The sequence below is a fragment of the Agromyces sp. S2-1-8 genome, assembly GCF_021129215.1.
Classification (GTDB): Bacteria; Actinomycetota; Actinomycetes; order Actinomycetales; family Microbacteriaceae; genus Agromyces; species Agromyces chromiiresistens.
Window position 1 is genome coordinate 2,442,294 of record NZ_JAJOLP010000001.1, and the last position, 15,068, is coordinate 2,457,361.

12 protein-coding genes and 4 tRNA genes are annotated in these 15,068 nt (G+C 70.0%); 8 read left to right on the forward strand and 8 right to left on the reverse strand.

From position 1 onward, the window contains the following. Positions 1-91: 91 nt before the first annotated feature. The 4 genes from LR269_RS11115 to LR269_RS11130 form a co-directional block, all read right to left on the reverse strand. Entirely contained in the window at positions 92-2,236 is a 2,145-nt protein-coding gene (locus LR269_RS11115; protein ID WP_231430852.1) for a 3-hydroxyacyl-CoA dehydrogenase NAD-binding domain-containing protein, read from the reverse strand. A 5-nt stretch (positions 2,237-2,241) separates the two neighbouring features. Further along, entirely contained in the window at positions 2,242-3,447 is a 1,206-nt protein-coding gene (locus tag LR269_RS11120) for a thiolase family protein (RefSeq protein ID WP_231430853.1), read from the reverse strand. A 78-nt stretch (positions 3,448-3,525) separates the two neighbouring features. After that, a complete protein-coding gene (locus tag LR269_RS11125) occupies positions 3,526-4,722 on the reverse strand; it encodes an HRDC domain-containing protein (protein WP_231430854.1) in 1,197 nt (398 codons plus the stop codon). After that, positions 4,715-5,305: a DUF3000 domain-containing protein gene (locus LR269_RS11130; protein WP_231430855.1), complete on the reverse strand. Its 591-nt coding sequence runs from the start codon at positions 5,303-5,305 to the stop codon at positions 4,715-4,717. The genes LR269_RS11125 and LR269_RS11130 overlap by 8 nt, the downstream gene beginning before the upstream one ends. A 91-nt stretch (positions 5,306-5,396) precedes the next feature. On the opposite strand from LR269_RS11130, the gene LR269_RS11135 reads away from it, so the two are divergent. Next, the gene (locus LR269_RS11135) at positions 5,397-6,626 is read left to right on the forward strand and encodes a S9 family peptidase (protein ID WP_231430856.1); all 1,230 of its coding nucleotides are present in this window, start codon (positions 5,397-5,399) and stop codon (positions 6,624-6,626) included. On the opposite strand, the gene LR269_RS11140 is transcribed toward LR269_RS11135, so the two are convergent. Next, a complete protein-coding gene (locus LR269_RS11140; RefSeq protein WP_231430857.1) occupies positions 6,627-7,064 on the reverse strand; it encodes a SufE family protein in 438 nt (145 codons plus the stop codon). A gap of 65 nt (positions 7,065-7,129) precedes the next feature. Continuing rightward, positions 7,130-8,029 carry a sulfurtransferase gene (locus LR269_RS11145; protein WP_231430858.1) on the reverse strand — a complete coding sequence of 300 codons (900 nt, stop codon included), beginning with the start codon at positions 8,027-8,029 and terminating at the stop codon, positions 7,130-7,132. Between the two features lie 143 nt (positions 8,030-8,172). Between LR269_RS11145 and zapE the strand changes: the two genes are divergently transcribed. From zapE to LR269_RS11165, 4 genes are all read left to right on the forward strand, one after another. Continuing rightward, complete coding sequence (gene zapE, locus LR269_RS11150; RefSeq protein ID WP_231430859.1) at positions 8,173-9,228, forward strand: cell division protein ZapE; 1,056 nt, start codon at positions 8,173-8,175, stop codon at positions 9,226-9,228. A gap of 178 nt (positions 9,229-9,406) precedes the next feature. Continuing rightward, positions 9,407-10,669 (forward strand): ammonium transporter, encoded by a 1,263-nt coding sequence (locus LR269_RS11155; RefSeq protein WP_231430860.1) that lies wholly within the window; start codon positions 9,407-9,409, stop codon positions 10,667-10,669. Positions 10,670-10,721: 52 nt separating this feature from the next. After that, entirely contained in the window at positions 10,722-11,285 is a 564-nt protein-coding gene (locus LR269_RS11160; RefSeq protein WP_231430861.1) for a type II toxin-antitoxin system PemK/MazF family toxin, read from the forward strand. Between the two features lie 130 nt (positions 11,286-11,415). Then, positions 11,416-11,739 carry a hypothetical protein gene (locus LR269_RS11165; protein WP_231430862.1) on the forward strand — a complete coding sequence of 108 codons (324 nt, stop codon included), beginning with the start codon at positions 11,416-11,418 and terminating at the stop codon, positions 11,737-11,739. Between the two features lie 141 nt (positions 11,740-11,880). Here LR269_RS11165 and LR269_RS11170 read toward each other — a convergent pair. Further along, positions 11,881-11,953, reverse strand: a tRNA-Val gene (locus LR269_RS11170). A 237-nt stretch (positions 11,954-12,190) separates the two neighbouring features. Here LR269_RS11170 and LR269_RS11175 point away from each other — a divergent pair. The 3 genes from LR269_RS11175 to LR269_RS11185 all read left to right on the forward strand — a co-directional run bounded on the left by LR269_RS11175 (position 12,191) and on the right by LR269_RS11185 (position 12,493). After that, a tRNA-Gly gene (locus LR269_RS11175) sits at positions 12,191-12,263 on the forward strand. A 56-nt stretch (positions 12,264-12,319) separates the two neighbouring features. Further along, a tRNA-Cys gene (locus LR269_RS11180) sits at positions 12,320-12,393 on the forward strand. Between the two features lie 25 nt (positions 12,394-12,418). Further along, a tRNA-Val gene (locus tag LR269_RS11185) sits at positions 12,419-12,493 on the forward strand. Positions 12,494-12,784: 291 nt separating this feature from the next. On the opposite strand, the gene LR269_RS11190 is transcribed toward LR269_RS11185, so the two are convergent. Further along, the gene (locus tag LR269_RS11190) at positions 12,785-14,851 is read right to left on the reverse strand and encodes a glycosyl hydrolase family 28-related protein (RefSeq protein WP_231430863.1); all 2,067 of its coding nucleotides are present in this window, start codon (positions 14,849-14,851) and stop codon (positions 12,785-12,787) included. Positions 14,852-15,068: the final 217 nt, after the last annotated feature.

The following is a 15,068-nucleotide window of genomic DNA, read 5'->3' on the forward strand; positions in this document are numbered from 1 at the left end:
TTGCGGAGGATCGCCGCAGGGCACGAGGACCTCGAACGAGAGCGGGCCCGCGACCGTGTGGTCGCGGGCCCGCTCTGGTTCGGCGAGTGCGCTACGCGCCCACGCCGCGGATCGCCGGATGGTGGAAGGTGTCGCCGAACACACGCTCCGAGGCCCCGACCCGGTCGAGGTACGGCGTCGCACCGCCGGCCTGGAAGGGCCAGCCGGCGCCGAGGATGAGGCAGAGGTCGATGTCTTCGGCCGCGGTGACCACGCCTTCGTCGAGCATGAGCTTGATCTCACGTGCGAGTTCGTCTTCGACGCGGCGCAGGATCGTCGCGGCGTCGACCGACGTCTTGCCGACGGTGATCGCCTTCTTCGCGTCCTTGGTCAGATCGGTGACCTTGCCGTGCTTGTCCTTCTCGACGACGGGCGAGCCCAGCTTCGAGAGGGCGTGCATGTTCTCCGAGGCGTAGAACCGCTCGGGGAACTCGCGCACCATCGTGTCCTGGACGTGGGCGGCGACCGCCCAGCCGACGAGGTCGATGAGCTCGAACGGCCCCATCGGCAGCCCGATCGGCGCGAGCGCCTTCTCGACGACCGGCACCGGGGTGCCCTCGTCGACGGCGCGCGCCGCCTCGCCCATGACCTTCGCGAGCAGTCGGTTCACGACGAAGCCGGGCGCGTCGGCCGTGAGCACGGCGCTCTTCTTGAGCTTCGCGGCGGTGGCGAACGCGGTGGCGAGCGTCTCGTCGTCGGTCTTCGGGGTCTTCACGATCTCGATGAGGGGCATGACCGCGACCGGGTTGAAGAAGTGGAAGCCGACGAGGCGCTCGGGGTGGGTGAGCTTCTCGCCGATCTCCTCGACCGAGAGCGACGACGTGTTCGTCGCGATGATCGCGGTCTCCGAGAGGTGCGGCTCGACCTCGGCGAACACCTGCTGCTTCACGGCGAGGTCTTCGAAGACCGCTTCGATGACCCAGTCGCAGTCGGAGAAGTCGGCCTTGTCGGTCGTGCCCGAGACGAGCGCCCGCAGTCGATTCGCCTCGTCGGCGTCGATGCGGCCCTTCTGTTCGAGCGTGCCGATCTCGTCGCGGATGTAGGCGAGACCCTTGTCGACGCGGGCCTGGTCGAGATCGGTGATGACGACGGGCACCTGCAGGCGACGCACGAAGAGCAGTGCGAACTGGCTCGCCATGAGGCCGGCGCCGATGATGCCGACCTTCGTCACCTTCCGGGCGAGCGACTTGTCGGGCGCGCCGGCGGGGCGCTTGGCACGCTTCTGCACGAGGTTGAAGGCGTAGATCGAGGCGACGAACTGGTCGCCCGAGACGAGGTCGGCGAGCGCCTCATCCTCACGGGCGAAGCCCTCCGCCTTGGTGCCGGACTTCGCCGCCTTGAGGAGGTCGAGCGCGACGTACGGCGACTTCGCGGTCGTGCCGAGCTTGCCCTCGATGCTCTTGCGGGCGATGCCGACCGCGACGTCCCACTTGGCGAGCCGCTCGAGCTTGCCGGGAACGTTGGGACGCTTCACCTGAACCGAGCCGCCGAGCACGCCGTCGGCCCACTTGAGCGAATCCTCGAGGAAGTTGACCGGCGCGAACATCGCATCGGCGATGCCGAGCTCGAGGGCGTCCTTCGCCTTCAGCATCCGGTTGTTCTTCAGGGGGTTCTCGATGACCACCTTGAGGGCGTTCTCGATGCCGATCAGGTTCGGCAGCAGGTACGCCCCGCCCCAGGCGGGCACGATGCCGAGGAAGACCTCGGGCAGCGCGATCGCGGGCGCCGAGGCATCCACGGTGCGGTAGTCGCTGTTGAGCGCGACCTCGAGGCCGCCGCCGAGGGCGAGGCCGTTGATGAACGTGAACGAGGGCACGCCGAGCTCGCCCAGCTTGCCGAACACCATGTGGCCGAGCTGGCCCATCTTCAGCGCGATGTCGCGGCTCGGGATCTCGCCCACCTTCGAGAGATCGGCGCCTGCGGCGAGGAAGTACGGCTTGCCGGTGATCGCGACCGCCTGGATCTCGCCGGCGGCGGCACGGGCCGTCAGCTCGTCGAGCCGTTCGCCGAGCTCGATCAGCGTGACCGGGCCGAGCGTCGAGGGCCGGGTGTGGTCGCGACCGTTGTCGAGCGTGATGAGCGCGATCACGCGGCCCGACGCCAGGCGGATGTCGCGCACGTAGGAGTGCGTGACGACCTCGTCGTCGGCGAACGCGGCCGCCAGCTCGGAGAAGTCGATCTTCGAGTAGTCGGTCATGTCGCTCAGCGGCCCTTTCCGTAGCGCTTGTGGTGGGGGTTCTCCCAGATGACGGTGCCGCCCTGGCCGAGGCCGACGCACATCGCGGTGATGCCGTAGCGGACCTCGGGGTGCTGCTCGAACTGGCGCGCGAGCTGCAGCATGAGGCGAACGCCCGAGGCGGCGAGCGGGTGGCCGATCGCGATGGCGCCGCCCCACGGGTTGACCCGGGCGTCGTCGTCGGCGATGCCGAAGTGGTCGAGGAAGCTCAGCACCTGCACGGCGAAGGCCTCGTTGAGCTCGAAGAGGCCGATGTCGTCGATCGAGAGGCCGGCGCGCTTGAGCGCCTTCTCGGTCGAGGGGATCGGCCCGATGCCCATGACCTCGGGCTCGACGCCGGCGAAGCCGAAGCTCACCATGCGCATCTTCGTCGTGAGGCCGAGCTCCTTCGCGGCGTCGGAGCTCGCGAGGATCGCAGCGGTCGCACCGTCGGTGAGCGGCGACGCGTTGCCCGCGGTCACCCGGCCGTGCGGGCGGAACGGGGTCTTGAGGCTCGCGAGCCCCTCCATCGTGGTCGCGGGGCGGCGACCCTCGTCTTCGCTCGCGAGGCCCCAGCCCTCGGCGGTGCGGATCGCGACCGGCACGAGATCGGGCTGGATGTGGCCGGCGTCGTAGGCGGCCTGCACCTTCTGCTGGCTCAGCATGCCGAATCGGTCGCTGCGCTCCTTCGTGAGCTCGGGGAACCGGTCGTGCAGGCGCTCGGCCGTGTTGCCCATGTTGAGTGCGTCGGCGGCCACGAGCTTCTCGGTGAGGAACCGGGGGTTCGGGTCGGCGTCGAGGCCCATCGGGTGACGGCCCATGTGCTCGACGCCGCCGGCGATGACGACGTCGTACTGCCCGAAGCCGATGCCCGAACCCGTCGTCGTCACCGCGGTCATGGCGCCGGCGCACATGCGGTCGATCGCGAAGCCGGGAACGCTCATCGGCAGGCCGGCGAGGATCGCCGCCGTGCGGCCGAGCGTCAGGCCCTGGTCGCCCTGCTGCGTCGTCGCAGCGATGGCGACGTCGTCGACGCGCTCGGGAGGAAGGTTCGGGTTGCGCTCCAGGAGCCCGGTGATCGCCTTGACCGCGAGGTCGTCGGCCCTCGTGTTCCAGTACATGCCCTTTTCACCGGCTCGTCCGAACGGGGTCCGAACCCCATCGACGAACACGACATCAGCTCGTTCAGCCACGCTGCAGCTCCGTTTCGAAATCAGGATGCCTCGATCCTACGAACCGGTGCCGAGCGCCCGTGAATCGCTTGACGGTTCCTACGAACCCTCGGAGGTCGCGTCGAGGAGCGATTGTGACGCCTCGACAAACGCATCGGCGATCGTCTGTGCGGTTGCCGCAATCTGCCACGGGCGCGCGCCGAGCTGCGCGAGGGTCGCGCCGACGCCCGCGGCGTCGGCCGGCTGTGGGGGGTGCCAGGCCACCCGACGCAGGAAATCGGGCGTGAGGAGGTTCTCGAGGGGCATCTCGAGCTCTTCAGCGACCTCGGCCACCGCGGCCTTCGCGGCCTTCAGACGGGCGTCGGCCTCGGGATTCCGGCTCGCCCATGCACGCGGCGGAGGCGGGGCATCGCTCGGCACGCGCACCGCCGGCAGCTCGTCGGTGGTGAGGCCGCGCTCGAGCGCCGTCCACCAGCGGTCGAGCTCGGTACGGCTCGCGCGACCGGTGAACTCTCGGAGGTCCGCCAGTGCGCGCCGAGTGGACGGCAGGGCGCGCGCGACGGCGACGATCGAGGCGTCGGGAACGAGTCGGCCCGGCGCGATGTCGGTCTCGGCGGCCAGGGCGTCGCGCGACACCCACAGTTCGCGGGCGACGGCGAGGTTGCGGGGACTCCGCATGGCGTGGATGCCGGAGAGGCGTCGCCAGGGCTCGGCGGCGGGCGGCTTCGCCGCGCGGTGCAGCACGGCGTCGAACTCCTCGACGGCGAGGCCGGCCTTGCCGGTCGCGTCGAGGCGCTCGGCGAGCCGATCGCGCACGTCGACGAGCAGTTCGACGTCGAGGGCCGCGTACTTCAGCCACGATTGCGGCAGCGGTCTCGTCGACCAGTCGGCCGCCGAGTGCTCCTTCGCGAGCTTGATGCCGAGAAGGTCCTCCACGACCGACGCGAGGCCCACGCGAGGCATGCCGAGCAGGCGCGCCGCGAGTTCGGTGTCGAAGATGCGATCGGGGTCGAGGCCGACCTCGCGAAGACATGCGAGGTCCTGGCTCGCGGCGTGCAGCACCCACTCCTCCGAGCGGATGCCGTTCTCGAGCGCGGAGAAGTCGGGCACCTCGGGGGCGTCGAAGAGGAAGACGCCCGCACCGCGCCGGTACATCTGGATGAGGTAGGCGCGCTGGGAGTAGCGGAAGCCGCTCGCACGCTCGGCGTCGACGGCGATGGGCCCCGATCCGCCCAGCAACCGGTCAACGGCCTCGTCGAACGCCGCGGGCGTCTCGATCACCCGATACTCATCCACGATCCGACCTCCGGCGGGGCAGTGCGGTCACCCCTTCAGCACGCGGCGGCAGTCCCGCGAGCATGCACAACAACTCACCCCAGCCTTCCACATGGGCGCCGATGGCGGCGTCGAGGGGCGTCCAGGACGCGCGCAGCTCGATCTGCGCGCCGTCACCCTGGTGGGCGAGCTCGCCGAAGCCGGTCGAGAGGATCTTCGTCGCCGTGCCCGACGCCGCGATGTAGCGCGCGCCGCGTGCGTCCAACGCGTCGATCAGCCACGACCACGCCACGTCCGCGAGGAACGGATCGAGGCCGATGTCGGTCTCGAGGGGTGCCTGCGCGAAGCACACGATGCGGAACCGCCCGCCCCAGGCCTCGGGCTCGCTCGGGTCGTACAGCACGATGAACCGGCCGGTGCCGAGTTCGGAGTCGTCGCCGTGGCGCGTCGGCGAGACGTCGGCCGACAGCGCCGCCGCGAACGGGGCCAGACCGCCGGGCGCCGGGATCTCCGACACCGAGAGCTCGGCGCGCGGCGCGGCGGCCCGGATCGAGGCGAGTGCGTTCTCGAACTCGGCGGGGGAGGAGGTCGGGTGGTCGGGCACGAGTGCAGACTAGAGTCTCCATCGGAACCGGCAGCGGCGGCACGCCGCACCGGCACGCAGTGGGATCGGTTCATCGGGGAGGAAGCGGCGGATGGCACAGCGGCGGGGCGGGTTCCGCATCATCGGCACGACGCTCGCCGCGGTCGGAATGGTCGCCGGCGCGATCGCCGTCATCACGGCCGCCGTCACGGCGTTGGCCACCGTGGTGTTCGCCCGCAAGGTCGTCACCCCCTCCACGAAGCGCGAGGAGGACGTGCGGATCCTCGCCGTCGATCTCGCCGGGCGGCGGATCACGCTCGCCGACGGCGACGAAGCGAGGATGCGTGGCCGGTACGGCCTCTGGTTCGACGGCGACGCCGGCCACGCCCGCATCGCCGAGGTCGACGAAGCGCGCGGCGGCATGGTCATCAGGGGGATCGACTCGGTCGACTTCGGACGCCTCGACCGAGCCCGACGGGGCCGGATCGACGGCTGGTACTTCCTCGGCCCCTGGGAACTCGACGTCCCATACCGCGAGGCCGTCGTGCAGACGCCCCTCGGCGCCGCGCCGGCGTGGTCGGTGCCGGCAGACGCACCGACCGATCGCTGGGTCGTGCACGTGCACGGCCGGGGGGCGAAACGGCACGAGACCCTGCGAGCCGTCCGCCCCGTGCGCGAGGCCGGCTGGAACAGCCTCCTCATCTCCTACCGCAACGACGGCGAGGCTCCCGAGAGCACCGATCGCCGATACGGTCTCGGAGGCACCGAGTGGGAGGACGTCGTCGCCGCGGTGCGTTTCGTCGTCGCGCGGGGGGCCCGCGAGATCGTGCTGATGGGCTGGTCGATGGGCGGCATGATCTCGCTGCAGGCGGTGCTGCGCTCGGAGGAGGTGCGCGAGCACCTGGTCGGGGTCGTCCTCGACTCTCCCGCGATCGACTGGGTCGACATCCTCCGGTTCCAGGGTTCCGCCATGGGATTGCCCGCAGGCCTCGGCGATCTCGTCGCCGGTGTGCTCGGAGCACCCGTCGGCGCGGGACTCACGGGTGCCGCCGCACCGATCGACCTCGTGGCGCTCGACCTCGTGGCCAGGGCCGAGGAGTTCACCGTGCCGATGCTGCTCATGCACAGCGTGGACGACGGGTTCGTCCCCATCGACGGGTCGCGCCGGTTGGCGGCATCCCGCCCCGATCTCGTGCAGTTCGAGGAGTTCACCGGAGCCCGTCACACGAAGCTGTGGAACCACGATCCCGAGCGGTGGAGCGAGCTGATCGTCGCCTTCCTCGCGACGAGAGGACGACGCGACGAACCGGCGGCCGAGGGCGACGCCGAGATCGTCGGCTGATCAGGCGGCGACGCGCTCGCGCAGCTGCCGCTTCGTGCGGGCGAGCATGCCCGTCATGCCGCGAACCCGGAGCGGCGACACCGCCTCGGCGAGGCCGAGCGACTGCGGGTAGTCGGCGGGGATGTCGAGCACCTCCTGCACGGAGAGCCCGGCGAGCCCCTGCACGAGGATCGATGCGAACCCGCGCGTCGTCGGCGACTCGGCGGGCGCGGTCGCGAAGAGGTGCACGACGCCGTCGGCCACCTCGACGAAGATGAAGACGGGCGACTGGCACTCCTCGACCCGCTCGAGCAGGTCGGGGTGGTCGGCATACCGTTCGGGGAGCGCGGGCAGTTCGTTCGAGAACTCGAGCAGCAGCTGCAGCCGATCGCGCACGCCGAGCGCGAGGAAGTCGTCGCGGATCTCGGCGAGGGCGGGGGGCAGGGTCGTCTGTTCCATCCGGTCCATTCTCCCACGGGCGGCCGGACCGTCGGCCGGTCGCCGACGGTCCGCTCGGCCGACGATCAGCGGCCGGGCACCTCGCCGCGCTCGGCACCCGTCACGATCGGCACCCGCACCGCGCTGCCCCATTCGGTCCACGAGCCGTCGTAGTTGCGCACGTTCTCGAAGCCGAGGAGGTGCTGCAGGACGAACCACGTGTGGCTCGACCGCTCGCCGATACGGCAGTACGCCACGATGTCGTCGCCGTCGGCGAGTCCGACCTCGTCGCGGTAGATCGCGTCGAGCTCCGCACGCGACTTGAAGGTGCCGTCGCCCGCAGCTGCGCGCGCCCACGGCACGGATGCCGCGGTCGGGATGTGCCCGGCGCGGAGCGCGCCCTCCTCGGGGTAGGCGGGGGCGGTCGTGCGCTCGCCCGTGTACTCCTCGGGCGAGCGCACGTCGATGAGCGGGTTGCCGAGGTGGGCGAGCACGTCGTCCTTGAACGCCCGCACGGCGCGGTCGTCGCGCTCGACGACGGGGTACTCGACGGGGGTCACGTCGGATGCGTCGGTGGTGAGCTCGCGCCCCTCGGCGATCCACAGGTCGCGACCGCCGTCGAGCAGGCGCACGTCCTCGTGGCCGAAGAGCGTGAACACCCAGAGCGCGTACGCCGCCCACCAGTTGTTCTTGTCGCCGTAGACGACGACGGTCGTGTCGCGGGCGATGCCCTTCGAGCCGAGGAGCGCGGCGAACTGCTCGGCATCGACGTAGTCGCGGACGACCGGGTCGTTGAGGTCGGTGTGCCAGTCGATCTTCACCGCACCGGGGATGTGGCCGGTCTCGTAGAGCAGCACGTCCTCGTCGGACTCGACGACGACGAGGCCGGGTTCGCCCAGGTGTTCGGCGAGCCAGGCGGTGGAGACGAGACGCTCGGGATGGGCGTACTCGGCGAACTTCGCGGCGGAGTCGAACTCGGCGGACATGGGGGCCTCCTGTGGTCGCCCGGTCGGGCGGGGTGATCGGGGGAGCGGACTAGGCTGATGACCTGTCCACCCTCCGAATCTACGCGGCCCGCGGGGCGCAGTCACAGCACCCGTCATCCGGTGCAACACGGGAGCTCTCCAGCATGACCACGGCCTCCAGCCAGGCGCCCATCCACCTCGTCGACCGCAATCCGTCGATCTCGGGGACAGAGATCGCGGCCGAGCTCGTGCCACCGCCGCAGTTCGAGCACGCCTCGTTCGAGTCCTACCGGCCCGACCCCGACTTCCCCTCGCAGCAGGCGGCGCTCGACCGGCTGAACCAGTTCGCCGGCGCGTGGCGAGCCGCCCAGCGTCCCGGCGGGTTCTTCTCGCGCAAGCGGCCCGCGCGCATCGAGCTGCCCGGCGTCTACCTCGACGGCGGCTTCGGCGTCGGCAAGACCCACCTGCTGGCCTCGCTCTGGCACGTGGCGCACGGCCCGAAGTACTTCGGCACCTTCATCGAGTACACGGCCCTCGTCGGGGCCCTCGGCTACGCGCAGGCGGTCGAACTGCTGCGCGGGGCCAAGCTCATCTGCATCGACGAGTTCGAACTCGACGATCCCGGCGACACGATGCTGATGACGCGGTTCCTCGGTGAGCTCATGGCCGGCGGCACGCGCGTCGCCGCGACGAGCAACACCCCGCCGAATGCGCTCGGCGAAGGGCGCTTCGCGGCGGCCGACTTCCTCCGCGAGATCCACGCGCTCTCGTCGAACTTCGAGACGCTCCGCATCGACGGACTCGACTATCGCCGGCGCGACACCGAAGGGCATGCGGTCGTCGCGGGCGACGACGCCGCCGTGCGGCGCACGGCCGGCGCGCTGGCCGAGCGCGGCCATCGTGTCTCGCTCGACGGGTTCGACGAGCTCATCGCCCACCTCGCGACCGTGCACCCGTCGAAGTACGTGCGACTCGTCGAGGGGCTCGACACGATCGCGCTCACCGGCGCCCACGAACTCCACGACCAGAACGCGGCGCTGCGCCTCGTCGCCTTCATCGATCGCGTCTACGACGCCGAGGTGCCGGTCGTCGCGAGCGGCGTCGCCCTCGACGAGGTGTTCGACGCCGAGATGATGGCCGGCGGCTACCGCAAGAAGTACCTCCGGTCGATGAGCCGCATGATCGCGCTGACGTCGGGCGAGCTGCCGCCGCACGACTGATCGGGGCACTCCCGCAGCCGATTCACCGTGCCGTCGAGGCATCCCGAAATCTGCTGTTCACACGAGACGCCCGACCGTAACGGCCCCGAAACACAACGACGAATCGATCGAAACGCCCACTCGTGACACTTGCGGCACAGGTTCCCCCCACGACCTGCATCCGAGAGAGGTTCGAGAGATGGATCAAGGCAACACCGCGTTCCTGTTGATCTCGGCGGCACTCGTGCTGCTGATGACCCCTGGGCTCGCGTTCTTCTACGGCGGCCTCGTCAAGGCGAAGAGCGTCATCAGCATGATGATGATGAGCTTCGGCGCGATGGGCCTCATCGGCGTCCTCTGGGTGCTCTACGGCTACGCGATCGCCTTCCCCGGCTCGGAGGGCCTCGTGCCGCCGTGGTCGATCGACTGGTCGGCGATCGGGCTCGAGAGCCTCCTCGAGACGCCCGAGGGCGCGGCGTACCCCCCGCTCGCGTTCGTGGCGTTCCAGGCGACTTTCGCGATCCTCACCGTCGCGCTCATCTCCGGCGCCATCGCCGACCGTGCCAAGTTCGGCGGCTGGATGGTGTTCGCCGGGATCTGGGCGACGATCGTCTACTTCCCGGTCGCGAGCTGGGTGTTCAACTTCGGCCTCGCCGAGGACGGCAGCTTCGCCTACGGCGGCTGGATCACGTACGGCCTGCAGGAGGCGTTCGGCGTCGGCGCGATCGACTTCGCGGGCGGCACGGCGGTGCACATCAACGCCGGCGCTGCGGCGCTCGCCCTCGCGCTCGTGCTCGGCAAGCGGGTCGGGTTCTCGAAGGGCGCGCACGTCCCGCACAACCCGCCGTTCGTGCTCCTCGGCGCTGGCCTGCTCTGGTTCGGATGGTTCGGCTTCAACGCCGGCTCGGAGCTCGCAGCCGACGGCACCGCGGCGCTCGCGTTCGTGAACACGATCGCCGCGCCCGCCGCGGCGCTCCTCGCCTGGCTGCTCGTCGAGAAGATCAAGGACGGCAAGCCGACGTCCGTCGGCGCCGCCTCGGGCGCCGTCGCCGGTCTCGTGGCGATCACGCCCGCCTGCGCCTCGCTGACGCCGATCTGGGCGATCGTGCTCGGCCTGATCGCCGGTGCCGTCTGCGCCCTCGCGATCGACCTCAAGTTCAAGTTCGGCTTCGACGACTCGCTCGACGTGGTGGGCATCCACCTCGTCGGCGGCCTGATCGGCACGCTGTACCTCGGCATCTTCGCGAACGGGACCGGTCTCATCTACAGCGGCAACTTCACGCAGCTCGCCGTGCAGGCCATCGCGGCCGTCTCGGTGCTCGTGTACTCCTTCGCACTGACCTTCGGCATCGGCACGCTCATCCAGAAGACGATGGGCTTCCGGGTGAAGAACGAGGACGAGATCGCCGGCATCGACACCGTCGTGCACGGCGAGGACGCCTACAAGCTCGAGACCGTCTGACGCGAGTCATCGAGCCTCGGCCGGCCGACGGCGGTGGGGTAGTGTGCCCGGTGTGACTGACACCGGCCGCCTCCTCACCGCCGTCGGCCGTTTCCTGCGGGCGCTCGGTTCGGGCGGTTCGAAGACATCGGCCGCGCCACGGACGACGACCGGGCGGGATGCCTCGCCGGCGCGGCTCGCCGATGGCGAGCCCTCCCCGGGGCAGATGGGATCCGATGCGACCGTCGAGGTCGATCCGCGGCGCCTCCGGGGAGTCCGGCTCGGTTACGCGCCGAGTCGCGACGGCGATCCCGATCCCGGTGAGGTCGTCTGGACGTGGGTGCCCTACGAGGAGCGCGACGGCCGGGGCAAGGACCGTCCGGTCGTGATCGTGGCGGCGTCGGGGGCGGGGGACTTCCTCGCCGTGCAACTCACGAGCAAGCCGCACGACGGCGACCGCGACTACGTCTCGCTCGGCGAGGGCGCCTGGGACGCCGAGGGGCGGCCGAGTTGGGCGAAGACCGATCGCGTCTTCAGGGTGCGCACCGGCGGCATGCGGCGCGAGGCCGCCTCGCTCGACGCCGAGCGCTACACGCGGGTGGCCGATGCGCTCAATCGCCGCTACGGCTGGAGCTGATCGCCGACCTCGAAACGATGAACGTCCGTATCCCACCGGGTTTGGTCGAATCTCCGCAGCGGCAGCACGACGGGCCGCATGGCGGCTGGGGCTGGGGACCTGTTTCGAACGGATGCAACGAGGAGCCGGAATGTCGCAGGCTTTTGAGAGGACGGTTGGTGTGATCGGCGGGCTGGCGCTCGTCGGCCTGAACATCGCCGTCGTCGCGTTCTACGTTCTCTGGCAGATCGCGGACACTGCTGCGATCAATCACATGGAGTCCGCGTCCGGCTGGGACGCGTCGCGAATGCCGCCGAACGCCAACCTGCTCTGGCTGGCAGCCAACGCCTCGGTGTTCATGGTGTCGGTCGTGGACGCATTGGCGATCTTCATCGTGGCGATCCTCGTGAAGGCGAATCGCAGGGCTCAGGCCATGGCGGCAGATCATGCGGGCCGAACGCATTCGGTGCGTTGACTTCCGGCAGACACGTGCAGCCACGTGCCATCGGCGCGGAACGCGGTGTCTCGCTGTCGGCGTGCGGCGTGCTCGAGGGGTTCCGAATCGGATGCGGCCGTGAAATGCGGAAACCCCCGGGCTACCGGGGGCTTCTCGTTGTGGGCGATGCCGGGCTCGAACCGACGACCTCTTCCGTGTGAAGGAAGCGCGCTACCAGCTGCGCCAATCGCCCAAGTGGGTTTCGGTCTCCGTTGCGGTGACCGGACTCGATACTAGCCGACGGAGCAGGGCGAATGCACATCGAGCTGCCGCCGGGCGCGGCGCGGGGGTGCCGCTTCGATCGACACGCCCGGGAATCATGGGACGAATGGCACTGTGACCGGGGAGAACATCGCGCGAGGCCCGCTCGGTTTGTGAATCGCTCGAAGTGTGTATAAAGTCTTCTCTGCACGCAGAAATGCGGAGCAACGCGGATGTGGCGCAGTTGGTAGCGCATCACCTTGCCAAGGTGAGGGTCGCGAGTTCGAGTCTCGTCATCCGCTCTGATCAGGGTCGGGCGAAAGCCCGGCTCCTGTTCTTTGGTGGTGAACCCATGAACGGTGGATTGGCCGAGAGGCGAGGCAGCGGCCTGCAAAGCCGTATACACGGGTTCGAATCCCGTATCCACCTCCAAGCCGAGATCCTCCCATCTCGACTCGGGCGATTGGCGCAGCGGTAGCGCGCTTCCCTGACACGGAAGAGGTCACTGGTTCGATCCCAGTATCGCCCACCACAATGAAAGCCCCGGCTCAGCCGGGGCTTTTCTCGTCGCTGCGGCGACCGCAGTGCGAGGTTCGGCGCTGGCGCGAGACATCCCCGTCGCGGCGAGCCGGAGCGGTGGGTCGGAGCGGTGGGCCGGACCCCGGTGACCGGCTTTCGCTTTCACCGGGATCCGGTGGGCCGACATGGTCGGTCCACGGGGAATTGTCCCCCGAATCACCTACTTCGGGGTACACCCCCGTTCGGGGCAATCGGTTGCGGGGCGGTGCGACCCGGGTCCAACCGGTCCGCACCGCCCGCGGCGTCAGGGCTGCGCCCAGGCGCCCGGTGCAGGCGGCGCGACGACCGGCGGCCGGTCGTCGCACGTGATCGTGTTCGGGAGCTCCCACGGTGCGAGCCACGGTCCCGTCGTGCCGCCGCCGTCGTTGCCGCCGAGATCGGCGACCGAGAACTCCGAGCCCGATGGCGGGAAGTTGAACGCGCCGCAGTTGTTGATGCCGACCGCGCCGACGTTGCGCGCGTCGACGTTCTCGAACGAGGCGCTGCCGGCCGTCCGGGCGCTGAGCACGGAGGTGCCCGTGCCGTCGATGCGGAGGTCGCGGAATGCGACGTGCTCGATCCGGTGGCGGTCCTTCACAGGCCAGTCGGTCACGAGCATGATCGCGTTGTAGGTGCTGTCGAGGTAGTGGTCGCCCGACACCGTGATGTCTGCCCCCTCGATCGACCGGTCGAGTGCGAAGAACCAGATCGCGCCGAGCCCGATGTTCCAGTTCAGCTCGTACGTGCCGGCGCGCACCGTCGTGTTGTCGGTGATCGCGAGCGTGCCGGCGAACGCCTCGGCACCGAAGCGGGCTCCGATGTGGATGCCGCTGCCTTCGCGGATCGGGTCGGCGACGAGGTTGCCGGAGACGGTGTTGTCGGTGCCGCCGTAGATCGCGATGCCGTTCGCGAGGGTCGGCGTCTGCACCGTGTTGCGTGCGAAGGAGTTGCGGGCGTTCGCGGTGCCCTCCGACCACATCGCGAGCGCGTCGTCGCCGGTGTTGCGGACGAAGTTGTGCTCGACGAGCGAGTCGGTGACGCCGCGGTGCAGGTTCAGTCCGTCGGCGACCTGGTCGACGATGATGTTGTCGCGCACCACGAGGCCGCTCATCGGGCCGTCGAACCACATTCCGACCTTGGTGTGCTCGATGTACAGCCCCTCGATCGTCGAGTCGCTCATCGCGCCCCCGACGCCGTTCACCTGGTCGGTGTCGATCCGCTCGGCGACGTCGCCGCGAACGGTGAAGCCCGACAGGTGCACGTTCGTGCTGCCGCCGTCCGACGCGTCCTTGCCGTAGAAGCCGACGCCCGTGTGCACCGAGCCGTCGGGTGAGGGCTCGTCGAGTGCGACCTCGGAACCGCGGACGACGGTGTACCAGCTGCCGGCCCCCTCGATCGTGACGTCGTCGACGATGATGTGGCGATCGACGCGGAAGGTTCCGGGCGGAAGGTACACCGGCACGTCCTTGCGCTTGGCGAACGCGATCGCGCGGTCGATCGCATCGGCGGCGTCGCGCCGCCCGGTGGGGTCGGCGCCGAACGCGAGCACGTTGGCGGCCTCGACGCGGACGTGCGGCGCCCCGACGAACTCGGTGTCGACGAGGTCGATCGTCGTGAGCGCGGCGCTCGAGCCCGCGGGGGCGGTGAGCCGGAGGATGTCGCCCGCCCGGTAGGTCTTCTTGAGCAGCAGGCGCTGCTCGTCGTAGAAGTGCATCGGGCGGAACGGCTTCTGCACCTCGAACCCGTCGCCCGGCACGCAGCCGCACTCGGTGATCCACCAGTCGGGGTGGAGGAGCCCGGCGTTCGGATCGTTCGTGAACGGGTACTGGTTGTAGAGCCACGAGTACTCGCTGGTGAGGGTCATCGAGCGCTGCTGCTTGCCGTTGACCGTGACCTCGAGCGGAGCCTCGATGCCGCCGCCGCCCGGCGCGTCGGGGATGGAGTAGCGCACCGTGATGGCGTTCGTGCGCTCCGGCAGCGCGAACTCGACGTAGTCGCCAGGGGCGAGCTGCACGGCCGACCGACCGGAGGCCTCGGCCGCGAGGGTGTAGGCGTCCCGGACCGGTTCGAGGACCGTACCGTTCGTCGTCGCGTGCTCGGCCTCCTGCTCGAGGAAGGCCACGTCGGCGCCGCGGCCGGCGACGAGCGCCGGGTCGAGCCCGGCGCGGGTGACGTGCACGGCGGCTGCCGGGGGCGTCGAGGCCGGTGCGGCGATCGCCGCGGCGGGGGCGGTGAGGAGCGCCGTCGCGGCGACGGCGATCACGATGGTCGCGGCGGCGGCGGCGGCGGCGCCGCTCGATCGTATCGATGAGGTGGGGGAGCGGCGGGTCATGTCGGCACGGGTCCTCTCGAGTCGTGTGCGCCATCGGACAGCTCGCGGGCACTGCACGGCCCGGATGCGGCCGACTGTAGGAGCGCGGCCCGATGTCGCACAAGGCACTGATGTGAAATGTCGATGAAGTGTCGAGTTCTTGCGCGATCGGACGCAAGCGGGTGCAAGCCCTCGTGCGCCGAGGCATCCGATCGCACGCAACTCGGCGCAAGCCGTG

Coding starts and splice junctions, on each gene's coding strand:
- LR269_RS11115 (WP_231430852.1), bottom strand. CDS start 2,236: ATGACCGACTACTCGAAGATCGACTTCTCCGAGCTGGCGGCCGCGTTC.
- LR269_RS11140 (WP_231430857.1), bottom strand. CDS start 7,064: ATGGAACAGACGACCCTGCCCCCCGCCCTCGCCGAGATCCGCGACGAC.
- LR269_RS11155 (WP_231430860.1), top strand. CDS start 9,407: ATGGATCAAGGCAACACCGCGTTCCTGTTGATCTCGGCGGCACTCGTG.
- LR269_RS11135 (WP_231430856.1), top strand. CDS start 5,397: ATGGCACAGCGGCGGGGCGGGTTCCGCATCATCGGCACGACGCTCGCC.
- LR269_RS11145 (WP_231430858.1), bottom strand. CDS start 8,029: ATGTCCGCCGAGTTCGACTCCGCCGCGAAGTTCGCCGAGTACGCCCAT.
- LR269_RS11190 (WP_231430863.1), bottom strand. CDS start 14,851: ATGACCCGCCGCTCCCCCACCTCATCGATACGATCGAGCGGCGCCGCC.
- zapE (WP_231430859.1), top strand. CDS start 8,173: ATGACCACGGCCTCCAGCCAGGCGCCCATCCACCTCGTCGACCGCAAT.
- LR269_RS11165 (WP_231430862.1), top strand. CDS start 11,416: ATGTCGCAGGCTTTTGAGAGGACGGTTGGTGTGATCGGCGGGCTGGCG.